At 70.9% G+C, this 25,415-nt stretch carries 23 protein-coding genes; 11 read left to right on the top strand and 12 right to left on the bottom strand.

Features of this window, described 5'->3' with window-relative positions:
- Positions 1-8 precede the first annotated feature (8 nt).
- Positions 9-1,139, bottom strand: a complete 1,131-nt coding sequence (locus JOD64_RS00235) for a LacI family DNA-binding transcriptional regulator (protein ID WP_307813127.1) — start codon at positions 1,137-1,139, stop codon at positions 9-11.
- 237 nt (positions 1,140-1,376) lie between these two features.
- Between JOD64_RS00235 and JOD64_RS00240 the strand changes: the two genes are divergently transcribed.
- The 9 genes from JOD64_RS00240 (at position 1,377) to JOD64_RS00280 (ending at position 13,336) form a co-directional block, all read left to right on the top strand.
- On the top strand, positions 1,377-2,705 hold the full coding sequence (locus tag JOD64_RS00240) for a Gfo/Idh/MocA family protein (protein WP_204940291.1): 1,329 nt from the start codon (positions 1,377-1,379) through the stop codon (positions 2,703-2,705).
- Between the two features lie 22 nt (positions 2,706-2,727).
- Entirely contained in the window at positions 2,728-4,161 is a 1,434-nt protein-coding gene (uxaC, locus tag JOD64_RS00245) for a glucuronate isomerase (protein ID WP_204940292.1), read from the top strand.
- Complete coding sequence (locus tag JOD64_RS00250) at positions 4,158-5,462, top strand: enolase C-terminal domain-like protein (RefSeq protein WP_204940293.1); 1,305 nt, start codon at positions 4,158-4,160, stop codon at positions 5,460-5,462. The genes uxaC and JOD64_RS00250 overlap by 4 nt, the downstream gene beginning before the upstream one ends.
- A complete protein-coding gene (locus tag JOD64_RS00255) occupies positions 5,453-6,943 on the top strand; it encodes a mannitol dehydrogenase family protein (protein WP_204940294.1) in 1,491 nt (496 codons plus the stop codon). The genes JOD64_RS00250 and JOD64_RS00255 overlap by 10 nt, the downstream gene beginning before the upstream one ends.
- A 34-nt stretch (positions 6,944-6,977) precedes the next feature.
- On the top strand, positions 6,978-8,147 hold the full coding sequence (locus tag JOD64_RS00260) for a Gfo/Idh/MocA family protein (RefSeq protein WP_204940295.1): 1,170 nt from the start codon (positions 6,978-6,980) through the stop codon (positions 8,145-8,147).
- A gap of 213 nt (positions 8,148-8,360) precedes the next feature.
- Complete coding sequence (locus tag JOD64_RS00265; protein ID WP_204940296.1) at positions 8,361-9,710, top strand: pectate lyase family protein; 1,350 nt, start codon at positions 8,361-8,363, stop codon at positions 9,708-9,710.
- Between the two features lie 199 nt (positions 9,711-9,909).
- On the top strand, positions 9,910-10,638 hold the full coding sequence (locus JOD64_RS00270) for an HD domain-containing protein (RefSeq protein WP_204940297.1): 729 nt from the start codon (positions 9,910-9,912) through the stop codon (positions 10,636-10,638).
- 151 nt (positions 10,639-10,789) lie between these two features.
- A complete protein-coding gene (locus tag JOD64_RS00275) occupies positions 10,790-12,283 on the top strand; it encodes an FAD-binding oxidoreductase (RefSeq protein WP_204940298.1) in 1,494 nt (497 codons plus the stop codon).
- Between the two features lie 225 nt (positions 12,284-12,508).
- Positions 12,509-13,336, top strand: coding sequence for a hypothetical protein (locus JOD64_RS00280; protein WP_204940299.1), 828 nt, complete (start codon positions 12,509-12,511; stop codon positions 13,334-13,336).
- A gap of 110 nt (positions 13,337-13,446) precedes the next feature.
- Here JOD64_RS00280 and JOD64_RS00285 read toward each other — a convergent pair whose 3' ends face one another.
- Both JOD64_RS00285 and JOD64_RS00290 read right to left on the bottom strand, forming a co-directional pair.
- Positions 13,447-14,256, bottom strand: a complete 810-nt coding sequence (locus tag JOD64_RS00285; RefSeq protein WP_239559301.1) for a DUF559 domain-containing protein — start codon at positions 14,254-14,256, stop codon at positions 13,447-13,449.
- Between the two features lie 263 nt (positions 14,257-14,519).
- Positions 14,520-14,759 (bottom strand): winged helix-turn-helix domain-containing protein, encoded by a 240-nt coding sequence (locus tag JOD64_RS00290; RefSeq protein WP_204940301.1) that lies wholly within the window; start codon positions 14,757-14,759, stop codon positions 14,520-14,522.
- A 318-nt stretch (positions 14,760-15,077) separates the two neighbouring features.
- On the opposite strand from JOD64_RS00290, the gene JOD64_RS00295 reads away from it, so the two are divergent.
- Positions 15,078-15,365 carry a DivIVA domain-containing protein gene (locus JOD64_RS00295; protein WP_307813128.1) on the top strand — a complete coding sequence of 96 codons (288 nt, stop codon included), beginning with the start codon at positions 15,078-15,080 and terminating at the stop codon, positions 15,363-15,365.
- A gap of 270 nt (positions 15,366-15,635) precedes the next feature.
- Here JOD64_RS00295 and JOD64_RS00300 read toward each other — a convergent pair whose 3' ends face one another.
- The 9 genes from JOD64_RS00300 to JOD64_RS00340 all read right to left on the bottom strand — a co-directional run bounded on the left by JOD64_RS00300 (position 15,636) and on the right by JOD64_RS00340 (position 24,834).
- Entirely contained in the window at positions 15,636-16,205 is a 570-nt protein-coding gene (locus tag JOD64_RS00300; RefSeq protein WP_204940302.1) for a carboxymuconolactone decarboxylase family protein, read from the bottom strand.
- Entirely contained in the window at positions 16,183-16,488 is a 306-nt protein-coding gene (locus tag JOD64_RS33885; RefSeq protein ID WP_204940303.1) for a DUF3024 domain-containing protein, read from the bottom strand. The genes JOD64_RS00300 and JOD64_RS33885 overlap by 23 nt, the downstream gene beginning before the upstream one ends.
- Before the next feature lie 117 nt (positions 16,489-16,605).
- A complete protein-coding gene (locus JOD64_RS33665; protein ID WP_204940304.1) occupies positions 16,606-17,226 on the bottom strand; it encodes a restriction endonuclease in 621 nt (206 codons plus the stop codon).
- A 200-nt stretch (positions 17,227-17,426) separates the two neighbouring features.
- A complete protein-coding gene (locus tag JOD64_RS00315; protein ID WP_204940305.1) occupies positions 17,427-20,546 on the bottom strand; it encodes an NACHT domain-containing protein in 3,120 nt (1,039 codons plus the stop codon).
- Between the two features lie 54 nt (positions 20,547-20,600).
- Positions 20,601-20,990 (bottom strand): hypothetical protein, encoded by a 390-nt coding sequence (locus JOD64_RS00320; RefSeq protein WP_204940306.1) that lies wholly within the window; start codon positions 20,988-20,990, stop codon positions 20,601-20,603.
- Positions 20,991-21,076: 86 nt separating this feature from the next.
- The gene (locus tag JOD64_RS00325; protein WP_204940307.1) at positions 21,077-21,364 is read right to left on the bottom strand and encodes a transcriptional regulator; all 288 of its coding nucleotides are present in this window, start codon (positions 21,362-21,364) and stop codon (positions 21,077-21,079) included.
- Positions 21,361-21,825, bottom strand: a complete 465-nt coding sequence (locus JOD64_RS00330) for a hypothetical protein (protein ID WP_204940308.1) — start codon at positions 21,823-21,825, stop codon at positions 21,361-21,363. The genes JOD64_RS00325 and JOD64_RS00330 overlap by 4 nt, the downstream gene beginning before the upstream one ends.
- A gap of 76 nt (positions 21,826-21,901) precedes the next feature.
- Positions 21,902-22,843, bottom strand: coding sequence for an endonuclease domain-containing protein (locus JOD64_RS00335; RefSeq protein WP_204940309.1), 942 nt, complete (start codon positions 22,841-22,843; stop codon positions 21,902-21,904).
- A 212-nt stretch (positions 22,844-23,055) separates the two neighbouring features.
- Entirely contained in the window at positions 23,056-24,834 is a 1,779-nt protein-coding gene (locus tag JOD64_RS00340; RefSeq protein WP_204945823.1) for an ABC transporter ATP-binding protein, read from the bottom strand.
- A gap of 94 nt (positions 24,835-24,928) precedes the next feature.
- On the opposite strand from JOD64_RS00340, the gene JOD64_RS00345 reads away from it, so the two are divergent.
- The gene (locus JOD64_RS00345; protein WP_204940310.1) at positions 24,929-25,360 is read left to right on the top strand and encodes a MarR family winged helix-turn-helix transcriptional regulator; all 432 of its coding nucleotides are present in this window, start codon (positions 24,929-24,931) and stop codon (positions 25,358-25,360) included.
- Positions 25,361-25,415: the final 55 nt, after the last annotated feature.

The following is a 25,415-nucleotide window of genomic DNA, read 5'->3' on the forward strand; positions in this document are numbered from 1 at the left end:
CCTCGGCATTAGGAGGCGACGGCGTCACCGGTGACCGCGGTCGGGATGCCCGGGCCCGCAGGGCAATGCGGGTCCGGGCCAAGCGGTGCGGCCAGGGGACGTGCCGGTCGGGCGTGCGGGCCCGGGCCGGTCGAGTCGCGGATGACCAGGTCGGTCTGGAGCATTACCTGTGCGGTCGTACGACGGACGCCGAGCGCCGTGCCGGCACCGGACCCCCGCGCGGCGCGCGGTGACTCGATGTCCTGTTGCAGCAGCATGTCGACGGCCGTCCGGCCGGCGGCCCCGGTGGGTGTGGCCACCGTCGTCAGTTTGGGGCGGGTGAGCCGGCTCAGGGTGATGTCGTCGACCCCGACGACGCTCACCTCCTGCGGCACCCGGATCCCGAGCGCGTGCAGCCCCTCGATGAGGCCGATCGCCATCAGGTCGTTGTAGGCGAGCACGGCCGACACACCGCTGCGCCGCACCTGCTCGGCGACGGCGGAGCCGCCGGTCTCGGTGGGCGCGTTCGGGCCGAGCAGGGTCAGCTCGGCCCCGCCGGATCGGGCGGCCGTGCCGGCGGCTCGGCGCATCTCCCGGTTGGTCCACGAGCTGCGCGGGCCGCCGAGCAGCGCGATGCTGCGGTGGCCCAGGCCGATCAGGTGCTCGATCGCCGCCCGAGCGCCCTGCCCGACGTCCATCAGCACGCAGGGCAGGCCGGTCACCTGGCGGTTCACGACCACCAGAGGCACCTCACGGCTGAGCTGCTCGATCAGGCTGTTGCTCATCCGAGGGCTGCACAGCAGCACACCGTCCACCTGCTTGGCCAGCGCGTGGACCAATTCCTCCTCGGCGGTGGGGTCCTCGTTGGTGTCGGCCACGAAGACGTGGTAGTCGCGGTGCCGGGCCTGACTCTCCGCTGCCTTTATCAGCGGCGGGAAGAACGGGTTCGCGATGTCCGCGATGATCAGCCCGATGTTGTGCGTACGGCCGGTGATCAGGGCGCGGGCGGCCCGGTTCGGCCGGTAGCCCAGATCCTCCGCGCACGCGAGCACCCGGACCCGGGTCTCCGGGTTGACCAGGTGCGGAGCGGAGAAGGTGCGGGACACGGTGGAGATGTGCACACCGGACGCCCGGGCGACGTCCCGGATGGTGACTGGCACGGCGGCCCCTTCGTCCGATGTGGCGGCGGTCACGCGGTGTGGCTCATTAATGCAAACGGTTGCGCCAGTGTCAACGGTCAATGGTTACGGCTTAGTTGCACCGAGGCTCCCCTTGGTGACTGACAGCCCCGCAAACACTGATAAATACCGCCGATTGTGTCGCCGTCGTTGACGCGATCGGATCGATCGTGATTACTTCACTGCAAACCTTTGCAGGATCACTGGGGAGGCGACCCAATGACACGGAGAGTCGACGGCCGGGTCCGGTACGCCGTCGTGGGCACCGGCGCACGGGCCGAGATGTTCGTCCGGGCCCTGGTGCTCGACCACCCCGACGCCACCGAGCTGGTCGCCTTCGCCGACGTCAACCAGGCCCGGATGGACGCGCACAACCGCTGGCTGGCCGAGCTGGGCCACCGCCCGGTGCCCACGTACCCGGCGGGTGACTTCGCGGGAATGCTGGACAAAGAGCGCGTCGACGTCGTCCTGGTCACCAGCGTGGACGTCACCCACGACGAGTACGTGGTGGCCGCGTTGCGCGCCGGCCGGGAGGTCATCACCGAGAAGCCGATGACCGTGGACGCGCCCCGCTGCCGGCGCATCCTGGACACGGTGTTCGAGACCGGCGGCCGGGTGACCGTCGCGTTCAACTATCGCTACAACCCGTTGCACGAACAGGTCCACCGGCTGCTCGCCGAGGGTGCGGTCGGCGAGATCGGCTCGGTGCACTTCGAGTGGCTGCTCGACGTCCGCCACGGCGCCGACTACTTCCGCCGCTGGCACCGCGACAAGGCCACGTCCGGTGGGCTGATGGTGCACAAGGCCAGCCACCACTTCGACCTGGTCAACTGGTGGTTGGCCGCCACCCCCGTCGAGGTGTACGCGGCCGGCCGGCTCTTCTTCTACGGCGCGGACGGCCGCCGGCACGGCTACGCCCGCGACTACGAACGGGCACATGGCTCCCCCGCCGCGGTCGACGATCCGTTCGCGCTGCGGCTGGACGCGCACCCGCGGCTACGCGAGCTGTATCTCGACGCCGAGGCCGAGGACGGCTACCAGCGCGACCGCAACGTCTTCGCCCCGGGCGTGAGCATCGAGGACGACATGGCGGTGCTGGCCCGCTACTCCACCGGCGCCACGATGACCTACCACCTCACCGCCTACGCACCCTGGGAGGGCTACCGGGTGATGGTCAACGGCAGCCGGGGCCGGCTGGAGCTGGAGGTCACCGAGAACGACTTCGTCGACCGGGGCACCGCCGGTGCGGTCAAGGGCGCCGCCCTGCACGGCACCGAGGCACCGGCCGAGGGCGGCGGTGCGACACTCACCCTGCGCCCGTTCTGGGAACCGCCCCAGCAGATCCCGATCGCGGACCGGCCCCGACACGGGCACGGCGGAGCGGACGCCCGGATGACCGGGGTGCTCCTCGGCGGCCAACCCGACCCGCTGGGCCGCGCCGCCACCGCCGACGACGGCGCGTTGGCCCTGCTCACCGGCCTGGCCGCCAACCGGTCCTTCGAGACCGGCCAGCCCGTCCGTGTCGCCGACCTGCTCACCCCCCGCTGACCCAGACGAGGAGCCCATCCCCGTGCCGACGTTCGACCACAACGACCTGCTCCTTCCGCCCGAACCCGGCCAACGCGCGCTGGCCCGGGAGCTGTACGCCCTCGCGGCGGAGCAACCCATCATCTCGCCACACGGGCACGTCGACCCAGCCCTGCTCGCCGAGGACCTGCCCTTCCCCGACCCGGCGCAGCTGCTCATCGTGCCCGACCACTACCTGACGAGGATGCTGCTCAGTCAGGGCGTACCCCCGGCGGATCTGGGCGTGCCCACCAGCGACGGCAGCCCGGTGGAGACCGACGGCCGGGTGATCTGGCGGCGCTTCGCCGCGCACTGGCACCTGTTCCGGGGCACCCCGTCGCGGCTCTGGCTGGAGCAGACCTTCCGCACCGTGTTCGGGGTGCACACCCGGTTCGGCCCGGCCACCGCCGACGAGATCTACGACGAGGTCGCGGCCCGGCTCGCCGAGGCGGACTTCCGGCCCCGGGCGCTGTTCGAGCGGTTCGGCATCGAGGTGCTGGCCACCACCGAGTCCCCACTGGACGACCTGGGCCGGCACGCCAAGCTGGCCGCCGACGGATGGGGCGGGCCGGGCGGTCGGGTGGTCACCACCTTCCGCCCGGACGACGTGGTGGACATGGAGTTCGAGGGCTGGTCGAAGAACGTGGACCGCCTCGGCGAGCTGGCCGGCGAGGACACCGGCACGTACACCGGCTACCTGGCCGCGCTGCGGGCCCGGCGCGCCGCGTTCATCGCCGCCGGGGCGACCTCCTCCGACCACGGCCACCCCACCGCGCGCACGCTGGACCTGGCGCCGGCCGAGGCCGAGCGGCTGTACGACCGGGGCCGGCGCGGCGAGGCCGACGCCGCCGACGCGGAAGCGTTCCGGGCGCACATGCTTGTGGAGTTCGCCCGGATGTCGCTCGACGACGGACTGGTCATGCAGTTGCACCCCGGTGCGGTGCGCAACCACAACCGCTGGCTGTACGACCGGCACGGCCGCGACGTCGGCGGAGACATCCCGCAGGCCACCGAGTACGTGCACGCGCTCGCCCCGCTGCTGGAACGTTACGGCAACGACTCACGCCTGCGCGTGGTGCTCTACACCCTCGACGAGGACACCTTCACCCGCGAGCTGGCGCCCCTCGCGGGTGGGTACGCCGCGCTGCTGCTCGGGGCGCCCTGGTGGTTCCTGGACTCCCCCGAGGTGCTGCGCCGCTTCCGGGAGACGGTCACCGAGAGCGCAGGTTTCTACAACACCACCGGGTTCGTCGACGACACCCGCGCGTTCTGCTCGATCCCGGTCCGCCACGACGTGGCCCGCCGGGTGGACGCCGGATTCCTGGCCCGGCTGGTCGCCGAGCACCGGCTGCCGATGGACGAGGCGGCCGAGACCATCGTCGACCTGGCGTACCGGCTGCCGAAGCGGGTCTTCAACTTCGGAGGACACCAGCAATGACGGTCACCATCACCTCCGTCGATGTGCACGACGTGCGGTTTCCGACCGCCGCCAAGGGCGACGGCTCCGACGCGATCAATCGCGGCGACTACTCGGCGACGTACGTGCAGCTGGGCACCGACGCCGGGCCGGCCGGCGCGGGGTTCACCTTCACCAACGGTCGGGGCAACGAGATCACCTGCGCGGCGGTCCGCGCGCTGGCCCACCACGTACGCGGGCGCACGATCGAGGAGATCGCCGCCGATCCGGTGGCGTTCTGGCGCTCGCTCAGCGCCGACGTGCAGCTGCGCTGGCTGGGCCCCGAGAAGGGCGTCATCCACATGGCGACCGGCGCGCTTGTCAACGCGGTCTGGGACCTGCGGGCGACCCTGGCCGGCAGGCCGATGTGGCGGTTCCTCGCCGAGCTGCCCACTGACGAGTTGGTCGCCAGCATCGACTTCCGGCACATCACCGACGCGCTCACACCGGACGAGGCAGCGGCCATCCTCGACAAGGGCCGCGACGGGTTGGCCGACCGGTTGGCCACCCTGGAACGTGACGGCTTCCCGTCGTACACCACCTCGGTCGGCTGGCTGGGCTATCCCGACGACAAGGTGCGGGCGCTGACCCGGGCGGCGTACTCCGACGGTTGGCGGGCGATGAAGATGAAGGTCGGCGGCCCGCTCGCCGACGACCTGCGTCGGGCTCGGATCATCCGCGAGGAGATCGGCCCGGACGCGCTGTTGATGATGGACGCCAACCAGGTCTGGGACGTCGACGAGGCGATCACCGCGATGGCCACGCTGGCCGAGGTCGACCCGTACTGGATCGAGGAGCCGACCCACGCCGACGACATCCTGGGCCACGCCCGGATCGCCCGCGCGGTGACCGAGTTGACCGATGGCCGGTGCCGGGTGGCGACCGGTGAGGTGGCCGCCAACCGGGTGGTCTTCAAGCAGTTGTTGCAGGCCGAGGCGATCGGTGTGATGCAGGTCGACGCGTGCCGTGTCGGTGGCGTCAACGAGGTGCTCGCCGAACTGCTGCTGGCGGCGAAGTTCGGGGTGCCGGTGTGCCCGCACGCCGGTGGTGTCGGCCTCTGCGAGTACGTCCAGCACCTGGCGATCTTCGACTACCTGCGGGTGGGCACCGGCCTGGACGGTCGGATGATCGAGTACGTCGACCACCTGCATGAGCACTTCGTCGACCCGGTGCGCACCCGCGGCGGCCGGTACCTGCTGCCCGACCGGCCCGGCTACAGCGCCACCATGAAACCGGCGTCGATCGCCGAGTTCCGCTTCCCGGACGGCCCGGCATGGCGGTGACTGTCAGCGCTTCCCGGCTCGGCCTGGGCATGCTGCGCCGGTTGCCCGCCGAGGCTCGTCCCCTGGTCCGGCCGGGCACTGTGCCGACCGGCATCGTGCACCTGGGGCTGGGCGCGTTCCATCGGGCGCACCAGGCCGTCTACACCGAGGCGGCGATCGGTGCGGCCGGCGGCGACTGGGGCATCGTCGCCGTCGCCCCGCGCAGCACCGCCATGGTCGAGGCGCTCGCCGCGCAGGACAACCTGTTCAGCGTCAGCACCCTCTCCGCCGCCGGCAACGCCACGCGGGTGGTGGGCGCCCTGAGCGGCGTACGGCACGCGCCCAGCGACCCGGAGGCCGTGGTGGCGCTGCTCGCCGACCCGGCGGTACGCGTCGTGACGTTGACCGTCACCGAGAAGGCGTACCAGCTCGATCCGGTGACCGGCCAGTTGTCCCCCGACTCGGCGCTCGCCGCGGACCTGGCCGGCGGTCACCCGCCGAGCACGGTGCCAGGGCTGCTGCTGCGTGGGCTGGCCGCCCGGGCCGCCGCGGACGCCGGGCCGGTGGCCCTGGTCAGCTGTGACAACCTGCCGGCCAACGGCCGACGTCTGCGCGGCATGCTCGACCAGGCGGTCAACCGTGCCGTCGGGGTGCCCGGGCTGGTCGAGTGGGTCACCGGCAACGTCACCTGCCCGGGCACCATGGTGGACCGGATCGTGCCGGCCAGCACACCGGAGACGATCGAGATGGCCCGCCGGGCGCTCGGCGTGACCGACCTGGCCGCGGTGGCCGCCGAGCCGTACGCGCAGTGGGTGATCGAGGACGACTTTCCCGGCGGCCGGCCGGGCTGGGAACACGCCGGAGCGGTGCTCACCGGTGACGCTGGCCCGTGGGAACGATTGAAGTTGCGCACCCTCAACGGCGTGCACTCGGCCGCGGCGTACCTCGGCGCGCTGGCCGGTCGGGAGACGATCGCCGACGCGCTGGAGATCCCGCACCTGGCCGACGTGCTGCGACGGCTGATCGCCGAGGACGTCGCGGCCAGCTTCACCCCACCCGACGGGGTCCGGGTGGTCGACTACGGCGAGCAGGTCCTCGCCCGGTTCGGCAACGCGGCGATCCGACACCGCACTCTGCAGGTGGCGATGGACGGCTCGCAGAAGCTGCCCCAGCGGGTCCTGCACACCATCGCCGACCTGCGCGCGGCCAACCGGTCCGCGCGCTGGGGCGCGCTGGTCGTGGCGTCCTGGCTGCGCTTCGCGCTCGGGTACGCCGACGACGGCCGGCCGTTGCCGTTCCAGGACCCGTTGGCCGGGCCGATCCGCGCAGCGCTGGTCGCCGGCGCGCAGAGCCCCGAGGGCGCCGTCGACGCGGTCTTCGCGCTGCGCGAGGTCGTCCCGGTCGAGGTGGCCGAGGACGACGAGGTCCGCACCGACGTGATCACGTGGCTGACCGCGCTGCAACGGCATGGTGTCGAGGCCACTCTGGCCGGTGCCCGATGATCGGGCTGACACTGGCCGGTGGGGGGTGAACGGGATGCCACCGCCGCCCCGGGTGGCGGTGATCGGGGCGAACGGGCACGGCCGGTCGCACCGGCGCGTCATCGCGCCGCTGCACGACGCGGGTCGACTACGGCTGGTGGCCCTGGTCGACGTCCGGCCGGTGGAGGACGATCCGGCCGCGCCGGTGCCACCCGGCGTCGGGGTCTTCACCGACCACCGGGCGATGCTCGCCGCCGCCCGGCCCGAGGTGGTGGTGATCTGCACTCCGCCACACACCCACCTGGCGATCGCCCGCGACGCTCTGGCCACCGGCGCGGACCTGCTGCTGGAGAAGCCGCCGGTGCTGTCGATGGCCGAGCACGAGGAGCTGACCTGGGCTCTCGCCGCCGCCGGCCGGGTGGCGCAGGTCGGTTTCCAGGCACTCGGTTCGGCGGCGCTCACCGCGCTGACCGACGCGCTGGCCGCAGGCCGGCTGGGCACGGTCACCGGCATCTCCACCATCGCCGCGTGGCAACGACCGGACGACTACTACGCCCGCTCCCCCTGGGCGGGTCGCCGGAGCCTGAACGGCCGGCCGGTGCTCGACGGCGCACTGGCCAACCCGCTCGCACACGCGGTGATGCAGTGCCTGGCGATCGCCGAGGCGCTCGGCGGGGCGACGCCCTGGCCGGTCACGATCGAGGTGGAACGCTACCGGGTACGGCCGATCGAGGTGGAGGACACCGCCGTGCTGCGGGTCCTGTTCCGCGCCGGCCCGCCCGTCCTGGCGGCGGTGACCCTGGCCGCCGAGGAGTTCGTGGCGGGCGAGGTGGTGGTGACCGGTACGGCGGGACAGGCGGTGCTGGAGTACCCGACCGACCGGTTGCGGCTGCCCGGGGACGTGGTCACCCGCCGCGTCCCGGGACGACAGGGCCTGCTGGAGAACCTGCTCGCGCACCGGGTCGACCCGTCGGGGGTGCCGCTGATCGCTCCGCTGGCCCGTACCGCGCCGTTCACCGCACTGCTGGACGCGTTGCGGGCCGCGCCGGAGCCGCGGCTGCTCGACGGCGACCTGGTGACCGCGGTGGGCGACGGTGGGCAGCGGGTCCGCCACCTGCGGGGCGTGGTCGACGTGCTGCGTCGGGCGGCCGAGCGGGGGGCGCTGCCGAGCGAGTTGGCGGTGCCGTGGGCAGCCGCCGCGTACCGCGCCGAGTTGGCGGGATAGGGGGCGACGGCAACCCGAGTGCAAACATCGCCCGGATTCTGACGGGCCACATGGGACAGATCCCCGGATATCCTGCCGGCAACGGTCGGGGCAATTCCGGTTGAGCCCGGCAACTGCAACATTTCTGCACACACTACATATTGACCCGCATAAAACTGCGAATCTACCGTTCCTGGTGACTGCCCTACCGCCACCATCGAATGGGAAGAGTCGATGCGCAGAATCCTCGCCGGCGCCACCGTGATCGCCCTCCTGCTCGGTGCCTCCCCGGCCGGCGCCGCCGCACCACCCGCCGACACCGATCGGCTCTCCTGGTCGGCCCGTCACCTCGGCCGGCAGGCCCTGCCCGAGCGCGATGGCTGGGCGGCCGAGGGCGCCGGCACCACCGGCGGCTCGGCGGCCACCCCCGAACGGACCCGGGTGGTCCGCAGTCGGGCCGAGCTGGTCGCCGCGCTCGGCGGCGACAACGCCAGCAACGCCACCGATGCCACGCCGAAGCTCATCTACGTCGACGGCACCGTCGACGGCTTCGAGGGGCCCGACGGTACGCCGCTGAGCTGCGCCGAGCTGGCCGATCCGTCGTACCGGCTGGACGCCTACCTGGCCGCGTACGACCCGGCGGTGTGGGGCCGGGTGCCGCCGACCGGGCCACTGGAGGAGGCGCGGGTCCGCTCGGTGACCAACCAGACCCGGCAGACCCAGATCAACGTCGGCCCGAACACCAGCATCGTCGGGCTGCGCGGGGCCCGGTTGACCGGGCTCACCCTCATGATCGACCGGGCGTCGAACGTCATCGTCCGCAACCTGACCCTCGTCGACGCCCGCGACTGCTTCCCCGCCTGGTCGCCGACCGACGGCGAGGCCGGCAACTGGAACAGTCAGTACGACCAGATCTCGGTGCGCCGCAGCGACAACGTCTGGGTCGACCACAACACCTTCAGCGACGGCGACAACCCGGACAGCGCCCAGCCGGTCCACTTCGGGCGGCCGTACCAGGTGCACGACGGGTCGTTGGACGTCACGCACACCGCGAGTCTGGTAACCGCCTCCTGGAACCGCTTTGTCGGGCGAGACAAGCTGATGCTGATCGGCTCGTCCAACATCGTGGGTCCCGACGTGGGCCGGCTGAAGGTCACCCTGCACCACAACCTCTTCGACAGCGTCCTGCAACGGCTGCCCCGGGTGCGCTTCGGCCAGGTCGACGTCTACAACAACCACTACCGGCTCGGTGGGGACGACTTCCAGTACGCGCTCGGCGTCGGCGTCCAGTCGGCGATCTACGTGCAGAACAACTTCTTCACCCTGGACGCGACGGTCGACCCGGGCGACCTGCTCTACGGCTGGGGCGGCACCGCGCTGACCGAGCGGGGCTCGTGGGTGCGCCGAGGCAGCGGCCCGGCGCGACCGGTCGACCTGCTGGCGGCGTACAACGCGGCGCAGGACCCCGACCTGGGCTCCGACGCGGGCTGGACCCCGACGTTACGCCGCGACCCGGTCCTGCCGGCCCCACTGGTCCCCCTCCTGGTCGGCCCTCTCGCCGGCGCCGACCGGCTGCCGATCTGAGCAGCGTCATTGCGGACCGAGAGGCGTTGATCAACTCCAGGTCGCCGATATCGGGGTGTCCGGGCGCCCGGACACCCCAACGTCGGCGAAACGGTGTCGATCACTGGAGCATCGCCCACGGCGTTCGCCGCCGAATCTCATGGTCGGGTCGACGACGAACGGGCTCATCGATGTCGTGAAGATCGGCTATAAGTGACGCATGGACTTCCCGCCACATCTGGGCAGCATGCCGATGCACGCGATCACCGAGATCCACGGCGAACCGGGCCTGCTGGAGCGTTTCCGGTTGGAGGTCCTGCGGTTCGACGACGGCGCCCGGGCCCGGCTGACCGCCGCGCTCGACCTCGCCGCCGAGCTGCACCGCGACGACCGACGCGTCCGCGAGCCGTACCTCAATCACCTGCTGCGGGTGGCGATCCGGTTGATGCACCACTACCAGGTCCGTGACGTGGACGTGATCGTCGCGGGTCTGCTGCACGACGCGGTCGAGGACCACCCTGGCGAACTGGCCGACGGTGACCCGGGGAGCGACCCGACCGAGGCTGCGTTGGCCGCGCTCGCCGCGCGCTTCGGCCCGCGGGTGGCCACCCTGGTCGCCGCCGTCACCAACCCGCTGTACGACCCGAAGCGGGACCGCAACGCGCAGTACCGGGAGCACCTGGCGGTCAGTCTGGACCGGGAGCCCTGGGCCCGGGTGATCAAGGTGTCGGACTTCACCGACAACGGCGTGGGGGTGATCCACACGGTCGGGCCGAAGGTCGTGTCGTCAGCCCGCAAGTACCGGCCGCTGGTGCCGCTCTTCCGGGATCTGATCGGCCGGCCGGACACACCGTTGTCACCGGCGGTGAAGCGGCACATCTTCGACCAGCTCTCCCTGGCCGAGGAGCGGTTCAGCGCCATCCTGGATCAGCCCGCCCACTCGAACTGACCAGGCTCGGGCATCACCCGACCGGGTTCCGCGACAAGTTCTCGGATCTTCGACGAACCCTCTCGCATTACGGTGGTTTTGCGCCAGATGGGAGGCAAATGCCCTCTCGGTCGAATTTTCTGGCGATACGCCGATCGAGAGGAACCCGACCATGCGCGACCTTTCTCGTCGCGACCTGCTCAAGGCGACGGCCGTCGGTGCCGGAGCGGTCGCTCTCCCGGGCATGATCGCCGGCAGTTCGGCGATCGCAGCCGACGGCCCCGCCCCGTCCTTCGGTGACAAGTTCCCGCTGGCTGAGCTGACCGGCCGGATCGTCCGCCCCCAGAGCCCCGACTACGCGGACGCGAGCATCGGCTGGGACGAGCTCTTCGTCCACTACCCGCTGGTCATCGTCTTCGCCCAGGAGACCCGGGACGTGGTCAACGCCCTCACGTGGGCGCGGCAGAACGACGTCGCCCTGCGGGTCCGCAGCGGCCGGCACAACCTGGAGGGCTGGTCGAACGTCGACAACGGCATCGTGATCGACGTCAGCGAGCTGAAGGACACCCACATCGACACCGCCAGTCGCACCGCACGGGTCGGCGCCGGGCTCAACCAGTCCGAGGCCATCACCGCGCTCGGGGAGTACGACTTGGCGGCGACGACGGGAACGGAGGGCACCGTGGGCCTGTCCGGTGCGACTCTCGGCGGCGGCTTCGGCTTCCTCACCCGCTATCTCGGGATGGCGTGCGACAACCTGATCGGGGCCGAGATCGTCGTCGCGGCGGGTGCCGACGGCGCGAAGGTGCTCGAGGTGGACCCGTGGCACCACCCGGACCTGCTCTGGGCGTTGCGCGGAGCGGGCAACGGCAACTTCGGGATCGTCACCTCGCTGACCTACAAGGTGGCGCCGCTCAAGAGCGTCGCCTACGTCCAGGCGACCTGGGAGGGCCTCGACGACCTGCACGGAGTCTTCGACTCCTGGCAGCGCAGCGCACCGTTCGCCGACCCCCGCCTCGGCAGCCAGCTCGAGGTCCACCCGACCGAGATCCTGCTGTTCGGGGTTCTCGCCGAAGGATCAGAGGCCGAGGCGAGGAAGCTGCTGGCGCCGATCCTCTCGGTCGGCAACCCCACGGTGACCGTGCAGATCGGAGGCTGGAGCGAGACCTATGCCGGCTTCCAGATTCCGACCGAGGACGAGCCCGCCAACTGGAAGTTCTTCTCACAGTTCACCATGGAGCCGTTCCCGAAGAAGGCGATCAGCATCATCCGCGCGTTCATGGAGGACTCCCCCTCCCCCGACAGCAACTTCTTCACGCAGGCCTTCGGCACCGGGGCGCAACGGCAGGAACCCTTCGGTGGCGCGGCCTTCCCGCACCGCGACGCGCTCTTCTACTCCGAGCCCGGTGCCGGCTGGGGCACTCGCGGGGAGCCGGACAGCGGCGACGCCATCACCCCGATCGCCCAGACCTGGATCGCCGAGTTCAGCCAGGCACTGCGGCCCTACGTGGACGGCGCCTACGTCAACGTGCCGAACATCGGGATGGCGGAGTGGGAAACCGCCTATTGGGGACGCAACTTCGAGCGGCTACGCAAGATCAAGGCGCAGTACGACCCGCGCAACGTCTTCCAGTACGAGCAGAGCATCCCGCCCGCGACACACTGACCCGCAGGACGGGCGGTGCGGGTCCCGCCACCCGCACCGCCCCGCGCAGCCGTGACCGGTCGACGACCGGGCCCGCGCCGCCCGCCTGACCGGCATACGCCGCCCGACGATCAACAAGCGACGGCGCGGTGTCGGTGTCGGGTGCGGCGGTGACGGCGTGGCGACGGGCATATCGGTCACCGGTTGTTAGCGTGAAACGCGGATCCGTGACCGTGGAGGGGTGCCATGACGGACGCCCCCGACGGGAGGCCGAGGCCTGCGGACCAATGGCGGCACCGGGGCATTCGCGGGCTGACCATCGCCCGTGACGCGAGTGTCCGCGGTTGGCGGTGGTGGGCACGTACCTGGGATCGGCTGGTCGCCGCACTACAGGACGAGGCGCCCGTCGGGTCCGCGGCAGCACCGTCACCGTCCGGCCCGCTCGTCGAACAGCGCGACGCGCCCCGGCTGATCGCGGTGCCCGCACGCGGATACGTGTACTCGTTCTACATCCGCGCCACCTTCGCCTGGTCGTCACCGGCGAGTCTGCGGGCCGAGGTGCTGAGCTGGTACGTGCAGTACTTCCAGCCCAACGCGATCCAGCGGCTGACGCGGATCGCCGCCGACGCCGCCCGGGACCTACCGCCGCACCGCGCCGGGGACCTCGAACTGGCGTTGCAGCAGGCGCTCGCCGAGGACCCCGAGTGGCACTACCAACGGGGTGACATCGTCATCACCTGCCGCCCCGACGCGGCCGTCCGCCTCGACGAGCGGATCATGCCGGCGCTCCAGCCGCACGTCGACCGGCTCGTCGAGCTCGAGTACCAGTTCGACGAGCAGCTTCGCAAGGCCCGGTACGCCGAGGAGCTGAGCCGCCAGTGGGCGACGCTTCTCGACGCCCACGCCGAGGACCAGGACATCGCCGACGCCCGCGACCACATGCTCACCGCGCAGAAGGAAGCCGCTCGCTGGATCACCGAACTCCTCCGCCGCCACGCCGAACACCCGACAGACCCGGTGACCGCGCCGCTCATCCCGCCCCAACAAACCCACCCCAACGCCGCAAACCCCTAACAGCACTCCGCCACCCCACCCCACCCCACCCCGCCCCGCCCCGCCCCGCCCCGCCTTCATGATCAATTGATGAAAAGTAGGTCTGGGTGGCTCTTGGCGCCTACTTTCCATCAATTGATCATGGGACTAGCGCGGCGGCGGGCGGCGAGGATGGCGAGGGTCTCCTGGCGGACCTGCAGCGGGTCTGCCGTGAGGCGGCGGTGGGTGAAGCGGACGACGAGGATACCGATGGTGGCGAGCAGGGCGTCGCGCCGAAGGTCGATCTCACGCTCGGCCGGTTTGCCGTGGCTGGCAGCCCCGTCCAACTCAATGTCGACCCGCTCCGCCTCGGCGAACATGTCGAGGTAGATGGTTCGGCCGCTGACCTGCACCCGCGTCTGCCGGCCGAACGTCGGCATACCTGGGCCGATGAACACGTGGTCGTGGCCCCAGATCTCCAACGGGCTTCGGCAACCAGCGACAAGCCGGTCCAGCAAGAGGCGCAGCGCCTCGCGACCCGTCGTCCTCGGCACCCCGGCGAGCGCGGCGACGAGGCGTTGCGGGGTGGTCAGCCGGTCGTTGACCGCGCGGATGAGCAGGCCCGTTCGGTCGACCGGCGGCAACAGCGGCCAGCAGTCCACCAGGGTCCGGTCGAGCCGGGTAACCGGCAAGCCTTCGCGTACCACCGCGTGCGGCGGCGCAACCGTGAAACCGGAGCGATGGCGCACAACGAGATGTGGCCGGTCACGCAAGCCCGATCCGATGGGTAGGTCGAGGTGCACCGGCTCCCCCGGTAGTTGGCGGCGCAGGCCCCACACGTCGAGCGCGGTCAGCCGACTGAGCGCCGCACGCCCGTCGGCGTAAGCCAGCGCAGCACGTCGGGCGACGTCCCGCTCGACTCGGGCCAGCGGCGGCAGGTCCGCGCTGGTGTGACGGATCAACGCAACGTCACCGTAGATCCCGGGGAGTAGCCGAACCAGCCGACCGGCCCGACATGCGCCCTGGAGTGTCCACGGCGGCGCCACGCGGAGGACGTCCTGTCGGGTAGCCAGGCCGCCGCATCGGTCGAGGATGGATTGAAGGCGCGCGTCCACGAACCCAACCTGCCGTCGAACACTGTCCTCGCGGGGGGTGCTGTGGACAGCGAAAGCACCTGTGGACAGGGGCCCGAACCCTACCCGCCTGTGGTAAAGCACCCGTGCCGCTACGGCTCCCGCATCCAGGACTTGGGGTCGGTAATGAAGATGCCTTTGCCCTGATGGCGTCGGATGACACGCAGGGCTTCGAGTCGCACGTAGACCATCTGGATGGTGGACGTGCCGACCTGGTAGTCCGTTGCCATCTGCGCGATCGGCGGCAACTTGTCCTCAGGCTTGAGCCTCTTCGCCTTGACCCCAGCGATGATGTCATCAGCGATGCGGATGTAGTCAGGTGTTGTAGGCATGGCGCTCCTTGCGTGGCTCGCCAATTCGATCACGAACCGCCCGCGAACGACAACACCCCGTGGTTGACTTAAACGAATAGGTCGTTACTCTTGAGCCTGAGCTGCTCCTCGCGTGGCAACGAGTTCGGCTCATCCCCTGGTCGGGGCGGGTGCGTGTGCCCGTCCCGACCCACCGGACTGCTCTGCTGTCGTACCGCTGAATTGGGCTGCGGTGGCGGAGCGGGCGGGTCGCCCGCGGCCCCCGCCGCGGACGGCCCGCCCTTCCAGACCCACCACAAGGACCTTCCGCGCTCCCGCCTGCCCTCAGAGAGGATCGTCGTGGCTCAGGTGTATCGAGGTGGCCAGCCCTACCCTGCCGGCTACCCGGCCCGGTTGACACCGCACGAGGTGCGGACCCGCGAGTTCGCCGCGTGCCGGCGCGGCGTCGACCCCGTTGAGGTACGCGAGTTCCAGGTCCGGGTGGCCGACGAACTGGCCATGCTCAACGAGACGGTACGGCTGCTCGGCCAAGAGAACGACCGGATCAGGCGGGCGCTGCGTGACTGGCAGACCATGCACGCCCGCGAGTGCCCGCCGACGCAGCGCCCCAACTCCGGCCACTGGTGACCGCGCGGCCCTCCCCCGGCGAACTGCTCACCATCGACGGCCGGCGTCGGTGCAGTTCGCCGGGGATCGTCGCCTCCAGATCTTCCCTGCCACCAATGGAACATCCCTGCTGCGTCCGAGGCCCGAGCAGACGGCCCTGCTGAACCTGTTCGGCGCACACGTCATTTAATCCGTCTCGGTCGGGCGTCGTGCGGCGAACGCAACCTCCTGGATAAGTTCGCGCTCGCCCGCGGGCGCTCGGACAGCCTGGCCGGTGCGTTTTCGCGCGGGCTAGCCGCCGAAGCTCAGCGCCTGCCGCAGATTCACGTCGAGGCTCTCGCTGTACTGGGGATCGGGCTCGGCCCTAGCAGCGCTGAGGACGGTGCTGAAGAAGCATCTCGCGCCAACGGCAAGGATCACGCGGAAGATTTCCGTGTCATCGAGGCCGTGACTGCGCAGGTCCACGATGTCGGCCTCGATGACTGAGGTCGCATCGGCCGCCACCTTGCCGGCGAAGTTGACGACTGCGACCTCCTGCGCGGAGAGACTGGCGCTGCCGTGGTCTGACGCGATGGCGACGACGGTCGGCGCATCGAAGAACTTGTCTCGCAGGACCTTCCCGTGCGCCAGGCCGCAGTAGGAGGATTTCAGTGCCCGGGCTGCGGCGAGGGTCGCCAACTCATACCGGCGCAGCTCCATCCCGGCCTTCACCGCACCGTTGAGCTGCTGCCATGCCAGATACGCTGCCGGGCTGTGAGCGAACAGCCTGGTGTAGTTGGGCAGGTAGCCCATCGCCTTCGTGTCCGTATCGAACATCCGCTCGGTGTCTGGTGACTGCTCAGCCTGCTGCAGAAGACTCATCCGACTCCTCCCAATTCTTGGCCCGGACGGTACGCCGCTGGGACTGCGGATGCTGTCGGGAAATCGGCCGCAGCGGGATCAGGTCGTACCGATGGAGCCGGAGGTTGCGGTCTCGGTAGTACAGCGTCCAGGTGCCGGTGTTCCTGGTGTAGCCGAGGCGCGCGACGGGAAGCGTTCGACCAGGCTGACCGCGACCGGCAACGTGGGCGGGATGAGGTCCCCTCGGGCTGTGCGGGTCTGGCGTCGGACCGATTGAATACCCCAGCACCGCGGACTGCCCCACCGATCCGCCCCGGACACCGATGCTCTCCCGGACCGCCCGGTGGTGGTCGTCGCGCGCCTCGCTGACCCGGGTCAGCCTCGCAGAGGTATCCGATGACCCGACAATCCCCCGGGAGCATCAGTGCGGTCCGCCTTCCACGATGGACCCGGGCCTCCCCGTCCAGGCCCACATTTCCAGTGCGTTCCGGTCGACGAGCGTGATGTTGAGCTGCCGGGCTATCTGGATGCCATCGCCCGCGGTGAAGAAGCTGTTCGTCACAAGCATGCAGATATCGCCACCATGGATGTCCCGGCAGGTGCCAGCGAAGCGTTGGATCGCCGCACTGCCCACCCGGTTGCTGGAGCTCTGCCGCTTGCATTGCACCACGACACGTCGACCGTCGGGAGCGATCGCCGTGACGTCCGCTCCTCGGTCGCCAGAGCCGCCGCACACCGTCACTTTGCGAAACCCGGAGGCGACCAGGAGCCGCGCGAACCACTGCTCGAACTCGGGGCCGCTCATCGCGTCGGTCACCGCGATCAGCCTGTCCCGCTGGGCCTGGTCGGCCCGCTCGCGGGCACGCTGCTTCGACACCACAAGACCCACCGTGGTCGCCCCCACAACGACGAGGCTCACCAGGAGACCGGTCCAGTATGGGTGCTGCTGCACGAAATCGATGACCATGCGGAGGAGCACGAAACCGACGACGGCACACAGCGCCAGAGCCCAGCCGTTGGCCAATCTGCCGCCACCGGTCACGCGGCGGACCGTCGATCTGCGCCGAACGCTGCCGGTGCGCCGCCTTCGGTAGTGCGCCCGAACCCGCGCGCCGCCCTTCCTGGTGTGTGACCTGACATACGGCACGAGGCACCTCCCGTCGAGGAAGCCTCAGTGTCGCGGCAGCGTCCGACAAACCGCCTACACGGCCGTCGATAGTGTCCGGAACCCGTCAGTCGGTGTCAGCCGCCGTGCCACATGGGGGCGCTGCGGGTGACGGTTTGCGCAACGATGGCCGGCTCGGCGAGGACGGCGACCAGCCGCCGGGACGCCGCCACCGCGAGCGGGCCCAGCGTCTGGTGCTCGATCACGGCGTGGCACAGCTGGAGTCCCAGCTCGGCCAGCTCGCGCCGGCCCAGCTCGATTCGCCGCGGGTGCTTCCGTCTTCCGGCCAGCACAGCTCGGATACGACCGCGCAGCTCGGCTCGTTCGTCGGTGTTCTGCCGCATCACCTCGACCGACCAGCGCCACGTCTCGGCGAGGAGCAGCAGGTCGACCCGGTCGGGCGGTTGATCGGCAAGGAGCAGTTCCTGGTGGCAGACGAGCAGGGCCTCGACCGGCTGGCTGTCGTCGATGAGCAGCCGGGCGAGCAGGCCCGCGCCGATGGGTGCCGGTTCCCCGACGTCCTGCCGGGCAGCGCTGAGCAACCGGTCCAACCCGGTACGCGCCGCGCTGGTGTCCCCACTGACCTGTTGCAGGACGGCCAGGAACTCCTCCACTCCGGGCGCCGCCCGGCCTGCCTCGGAACCAGAGCCGGCTGTGCTCCCGTCCGGGCGGCTCCCTGCCGCACCCACGTCGGTCGCCGCACGGCTCAACCCTTCGGCGGCGACGAGCAGTTGTGTCACCGGCGCACCGTCCGCGATCAGCTGTGCGATCCGCTGCCGCTGATCAGCCAATGGCGCCGGCTCGGCGGGAGGCGGGATGAGCGCCAGCAGGCCCGCCAGCCGGGTCCACTCCCCCGCAGCCGCACCGGCCAGCAGCGCCCGACGCAGCGCCGCCACGGTCAGATCGTCGGCGTGACCGATGCTCGCAGCTCGCGCCCGCGTGACGTCGGCGAAGACGCCGAGTGCCTCCGGCCAGTAGCCGGCCCGGGCGAGCTCGACGCCGAACTCCTCGCGCAGCCGGCTGCCGCGTCGCGCGCTCACCGAACCGCCGGCGAGTCGGCTCTGCAGACGGCCGTGCCGGAAGCGGTACGCCCCGGCGCCGTCGCGCAGCAGGCCGACGGTCTCGGCGTACGCCAGGAAGGCGAGCAGCCGGTGCGGGGTGCGGCCGCGGACGGCGAGGGTGGCACGGGTGAGGGCGAAGCGCATCCATGCCCCGCCGCCGCGCCGGTGCAGCCACCAGCCCAGCCCGAGCCCCACCCCGGCGTAGGCCAGCGCCGGCAGCGGCGGTGCGGCGGACAACACGCCGGTGAGACGCAGCGCGGCGACGCCGACGAGCAGCCGGAGGACGCCGGTAGCGGCGCTGGCCAGCGCGGAGGCGACGCTGGCAGCACGGTCCGCTTCGACTGTCTCGATCACGCTGGTCGCCCCGAGTTCGGCTGCGGGCGCGGCGACGTCCACGCCCAGTCCGGCCCGGACCGCCCGGTACGCCCACGCCAGCAGACCGACCACGACGGCGGCCCGGACCGAGTCGGGCCACGGTGGCAGCGCCGGGACACGGTTCAGCAGCGCAACCAGTTGCGGGGTGGGAGTGACGGCCGAGAGGACGGCGAGCGTGACCAGAGCCCAGAACGCACCGCTGATCAGCCCGCTGAGCAACCCGAATCGAAAGGCTCGGATCCCGCCGATGAACGCCACCCGGCGGGGTTGCTCCCGACCGGCCCGACCCGAGCCGCGGACCAGCGCAACGACGGCGGCCAGCAGGAAGGCCGTGAGCGCCAGGGTGCCCCTCTCGCGGACCAGAACGTCGAGGAGGTTCCGGGTGGATGGGTGAGTGACCAGCTTCGCCGTTGCCGTGAGGGCGTCCGCGGAGAGCGTCAGCGTCAGCCACACCGCCGCTGCGGTACGCGCGCCGGCGACGAGTGCCCAGAACGGGCCGGGCTGCGCGGTCGGCAACTGCCACCAGCGAAATTCCCGGACGTCGAGGGACTCCAGATGCGCGGCGAGGAAGGCGAGGTAGCGCCGGGCGGTCTCGGGTTCCCATCTTCGTAGGCCCTGGGTGCCGCGACGGGACCGCAGGGCTGCGTCCACGGCCCTGGTCAGCAGGTCGTCCTCGACGGAGCGCCGGCCCTTGTCGCGGGCCAGCGACACGAGGTCACGGGGATCGGTGCCCGGCTGGTCGAAGGCGCTGCGGGCCATCGCCACCATCAGTGGGGTGGAGAGCGCGGCGGTCAGTTGTGGGTCGTCCCCGAGCGCGGCGGCAACCGTGGACCAGTTGTCGACCTGATGCAGCGAGGCCGCGTCGACCAGGTAGTCGGCCACTTCGCCCGGTGCCGGGGGTTCGAGCATGACCACGGCGGCGCCACGCAGCTTCTCGCCCTGCGTCAGGTAGTGCTCGTAGACGGAGGTGCGGCAGGTGAGGACGAAACGTTGAGTGGGCAGCGCGTTGAGTTCGTCGAGGCAGGCGATCAGGCGGTCTTCGGGCACCTCGTCCAGCCCATCGAGGACGGGCACGACCAGGTTGGTCTCGACGAGGTCGCGCAGCACGGCATCGCGGCGCGGGTGTCCGGCGGCGAGTTGCGGGTAGCGGCGACCAATCCGGTCGACCAGCCAGTCGTGGAAGTTCTCTCGGTCGGGATCCCAGGAGTCAGCCGGCACCAACGCCGGTACGGGTGCGTCCGGCTCGCGGTGCAAGGGCAGTTCCCGGGCCATCCGCAGCGCGATGATCGACTTGCCGGAGCCGGCCGGCCCCAACACCACGAGCCGTCCGGAAGGTATGTCGCGGTAGCAGCTCCACAATGTCCTGTCGCCGCCGGCGAGATCCATCGGCGCGGCGTCGCTGGCTCGGCCGATGGCACGCCACGAGGGGAGGAACCGGCCGGGAGCGGTGCGCCAGCGCACCGGCAGCGGGTACGGCTCGTCGACGCTGCGCAGCAGCGCTTCGTCTGTCGGGTCGCGGCGGATCAGCTCCAACAGCTCGTCGGCGGCGGCGCGACGGTGGGCGGCGGCCTCGGCGAGACCGGTCGCCCCGGTGCGAAAGACCTGGTCCAGCAGGACATAGACGGCGATCACCCCGGCGACGACGCCCCAGGTCCAGTTGACCTTCTCGAAGTCGTAACGCAGCCACACCCATGCCGTGCCGCCCGCAGCCAGCACCGCCACGACGGTCAGCGATCCCCACTTCCAGCCCCGACGTCGCACCGCACGATTGTCATCGACCCGGGACCGCCAGGACACCCCGCGGAGCGGCCGCTGTCAGCCGGCGACGACGTCCGAGGTCGCGGTGGACCGGCCGAGCAGCGCCTGCCGCAGCGCCGCGGACTGCTCCACCGACCCGCCCCGGACACCGAGGCTCCCCCGGCCCGCCCGGTAGTAACCGTCGCGCGCCTCGTTGACCTGGGTCAGCACCTCGGCGATGTCCGGCGGCGCCTCGACGAGCCCCCGAGCGAGCCGCTCGACCTGCCAGACCGCTTCGCGCCACTTGGCGGCGGCGACGACCGTCGGCTCGTCGCCGAGCAGCAGCAGGTTCTCCCAGACGATGGTGCGGCGGGCATCCGACTCGGCCAACCGGGCGTGGCCCTCCTCCCGGTCGATCGGGTGGCTGTGCGACCCCGGCCGCAGGTCCGCCGTCATCCGCAACGCCACCGCGTGACTCTCCTTGAGGGCGTGCGCTGCCCACGCCGCCGAGGCTGCCAGCCCCGGGCAAGCCTCGCCATCCCGCACTGCCGGGGCTAGGCGCCGCGGATCAGCGCCAGCAAGGCAGAGCAGTGCTGTTCGTAAGCCTTTTGCCCGGCCTGGGTCATCCGGTAGGTCGTGCTGCCCCCGCGGCCGCGGCCGACCTTCGTCGAACTGACGTAGCCGACGGCCTCCAACGCGGACATCTGCTTGGACAGATCCGACTCGCTGATCTGCAGGTGGTCCTTCAGAAATCGAAACGACACCGAGGGGGCGTTGGCCAGCACAGCCATGGCCGCCAACCGCTTGGGCACGTGGATGATCGGGTCCAAGCCGTCGATCACCGAAGGCGCGCCCGGGTCGCGGCAGCAGCCACGGCATATCGCCGTTCGTAGAAGGCAAGGCCGGCCGTCACCAGGACGAATGCCGTCCCGGCTGCGGCGGGGACGCCAACCAGCCACCAGACGAGCCCGACGATGAGTGCGACGACGGGCAGGGCGGCCACGTATCCGCGCCACATCCGGGCGATCTCGACAGGGGGTGTTCCCCTGCCGGGCATCGGCAGCGCGCCGTGCCGACGCCGCATCCAGACAACGAACAGGATCTCGACGGCGATCAGCGCGGCGAGCGACGCCACGAACAGGCCGGCGTTCTCGCGCCACCAGGTGAACGTGCCGATCATGGCGGCAGCCCAGACTCCAACGGATGGGGCGTACCACCAGGGGGTGGGCGGATAGTCGACGTAGGGGGCGGCGGCCCCACGTTCAGCCGCCGCGAGTTGTTCCGCCAGCCCAATACTTTCCATGCCGGAAAGCATAAGAGAAAGCTTTCCAGTTGTGCAAGTGATGAGTCCATCGCTGGCAGGCGAGGACACCACGCCATCAGTTCCTGCGGATCGCCAGGATGGCCAGGGTCTCCCGGCGTACCGCGTCGACCTCGCAAACCAGGCGACGGTGGGCGAAGCGGACCACCAGGATCCCGATGGTCGCCAGCAGCGCGTCCCGGCGCCTGTCGATCTCCCACTGACGTGGGTCACCGTGGGTGGCGGCCCCGTCGAGTTCGATGTTGACCCGCTCCCGCTCGGCAAACATGTCGAGGTAGATGGTGCGTCGACCGGGGCGCATCGGCACCTGCCTGCGGAACGCCGGCATGCCCGGTCCGGTGAAGACCTTGTCGTGCCCCCAGATCTCCAACGGGCTGCGGCAGCCGTCAGCGAGCCTCCCCAGCAGCGTTCGAAACGCTGCCCGGTCGATCAACTTTGGGGCGCTTTCCAGGGCGTCCGACAGCCGCTCGGGTGTGGTCAGCCAATCGCTGACTGCCCGGATCACCGGTGCCCGCCGCTCCGAGGCCGGCAACGCCGGCCACGATTCCACGAGTGCCTGCTCAAGCCGGGTGACCGTCAGGCCCTGCCGGACCACCACCTGCGGCGGCTCGATGACGAGCCCACGGCGTCGGTGCACGACCAGCCCGGGTCGGCTGCGCAGGCTGGCACTCGCCGGTGTGCTGAGATGCACCAGGTCGCCCACCGCCCTTGGGCGTAGCCCCCAGACGCTGAGCGCGCTGAGGTGACTGAGCGCACCGCAGCCGTCTGCCCAGGCGAGCGCCGCGCGCTGGCGCAGGGCAGGGTCGAGTCGTCTCAGGACAGCGTCGCCGGATGGGGCACCGACCAGGGTGGCCGCCACGAACACCTCGGGCAGTACGCGCACCAGCTCACCGTTACGGCACGCCTGCTGCAGCGTCCACTGCGGCACCACCTGCCGGGCCGCCCCGAAGGTCACCAGCCCTCGGCCGAGCTTCACCAAGTCCCGAAGCACCACATTCACATCGCGAACCCTGCGGCCGTACCCCAGACGCCCGCAATCACGCCAACCCGGCCCTGTGCACGCCCTCCAACCTGTGGACAACGCCCGCCGACGCGAGATTTCTGCTAGTGGCCCCGATCGGTGGCAGCTCAGCAGGGCAGTCGTCGGCGTGTCGAGTTGCTCAGCTGCCAACGATCCAAAGAGCCAACGATCACAGAAGCAGCACGCCGCGCTCAGGCGGCCAGCGTGGCGTAGCGGCCGTTGCGGTTCAGCAGGCTGTCGTGGGTGCCGGCCTCGACGATCCGGCCGTGGTCGAGCACCGCGATCTGGTCGGCGTCGCGCACGGTGGAGAGCCGGTGCGCGATGGTGATCGTGGTTCGGCCCTCGGCGAGCACGTCGAACGCCCGTTGCACGGCCCGTTCGGTTTCGGTGTCCAGCGCGCTGGTGGCCTCGTCGAGGACCAGGATGCGCGGGTCGCGCAGCAGCGTACGGGCGATCGCGAGCCGCTGCTTTTCGCCGCCGGAGAACCGGTGGCCGCGTGAGCCGACCATGGTGTCGTACCCGTCGGGCAGCCTGGCGATCAGGTCGTGGATCTGGGCGGCGCGGCTGGCATCCTCGATCTCCGCGTCGGTGGCGCCCGGTCGGGCGTAGCGCAGGTTCTCCCGGATGGTCGTGTGCAGCAGGTACGTCTCCTGGCTGACCACGCCGACGATCGCGGCCAGGTCGGCCAGGCGCAGGTCACGCAGGTCGACGCCGTCGATGGTGACTCGGCCGCCGGTCGGGTCGTGCAGCCGGCTGACCAGCCCGGCGAGGGTGCTCTTGCCGGAGCCGGTCTCACCGACGAGGGCGAGGCTGGTGCCGGCGGGCACGTCCAGGGTGATCCCGGCGAGCGCTGCGGTGTCGCTGCCCGGGTAGCCGAAGGTGACGTCCTCCAGTCGCAGGTGACCGCGGACCCGGGTGGGATCGAGGTGGACCGGCTCGGCGGGGTCGGCCACGTCGACCGGCAGGTCCAGGTATTCGAAGATCCGCGCGAACAGGGCCAGCGACGAGGTGAGCGAGACGCCCACGTTGAGCAGCCCCATCAGCGGCCGGAACAGGCCACCCTGCAGGGCGGTGAAGGCGACCAGCGTGCCGATGCTCAGCGTGCCGGCGGTGCCGGGCAGGCCTGCGGCGAGGTAGATGACCGCCGGTACGGCGGCGAAGATGATGCTCATTGAGGCCATGCGCCAGCGGCCGGCCAGTTCGCTGCGCAGTTCCAGGTCCACCAGGCGGGCCGAGGAGGCGGTGAACCGGTCGATCAGCGCGGGGCCGGTGCCGAGGGTCTTGGCCAGCTGCACGCCGCTGATCGAGAGCCCTTCCTCGACGGTGACGTTGAGGTCGGCGAGTTCGCGCTGCCGTTGGGAGGTGATCTCGCGGCGCATCCGGGCGACCCGACGGGTCAGCCAGATCGCCGGTGGCAGCACCACGAGGGAGACCAGGGAGAGCTGCCAGGAGAGCGCGACCATGGCGACCGCGGTGGCGACCACGGTGGTGAGGTTGGACGCGACGGCGGTGGCGGTGGAGGTGACCACCGACTGCATGCCGCCGATGTCGTTGGTGATGCGGGACTGCACCTCGCCGGTGCGGGTGCGGGTGAAGAAGCCCAGCGACTGGCGCTGCAGGTGGCTGAAGACGTCGGTGCGCAGTCGGTGCATGACCTGTTGCCCGACCTGGGTGGAGATCCAGGTCTGGACGACGCCGAGGGCGGAGGTCACCGCGGCCACGGCGACCATGCCGAGGACCAACCAGACCAGCAGGGTCACGTCGGCCTGTGGCAGGGCCCGGTCGATGACGGTACGCAGCAGGAAGGGCGTGGCCATCGCGATGATCGAGGAGAGCACGATGATCGCGGTGACGGCGGCCAGTGCAGGCCGGTGGGGGGTGAACAGGCGGCCGATGCGGCGCAGCGACACCTGGCGGGCCTGCGTCTTCTCTTCGGCGCTGAGGGTGCGGTGGCCGCGGTCGCGGCCCATGGGGGTGGGTTCCAAGGGGGACCACCTCTCGCTCGGATATGCTGAGGTTACCTCAACATGAGGGAACAACCGCATTGGCTGCTACGGTATTCCGGTGACCGAGGACACCCCCCACATCGGCGACGACGAGAGCCTGGCCGAGACGTTCTGGGCGGTGGCGTCCCGTTTGCGCCGGCAGACGCAGCAGTCGTTGGCACCCTGGGACATCACTCCCAGCCAGTCCCGGGCACTCGGAGTGCTGGGCCGGCACGGCGAGGTCCGCCCCGGCACACTCGCCGAGCACCTGCGCATCGCGGCCCGCTCGGCCACCGAGGTCGTCGACGACCTCCAGACCCGTGGGCTCGTCGAACGCCGGCCCGACCCGGACGACCGACGGGCGACCCTGGTCGCGCTCACCGAGCAGGGCAACCGCGTCAGCACCGCCATCCGGACCGCCCGCCGGGCCGAGGCCGACCGCTTCTTCGGCCACCTCAACGACGCCGACCGCGCCGAGCTGTCCCGCATCCTGCGCACCCTGCGCGACTGAAGCGGCAAGGGCCTTCTCAACGCCGGTGTGCGGGAAGAGCCCTTCCTGGCGCGGT

Source organism: Micromonospora luteifusca (genome assembly GCF_016907275.1).
In the GTDB taxonomy this organism is placed as follows: Bacteria; Actinomycetota; Actinomycetes; order Mycobacteriales; family Micromonosporaceae; genus Micromonospora; species Micromonospora luteifusca.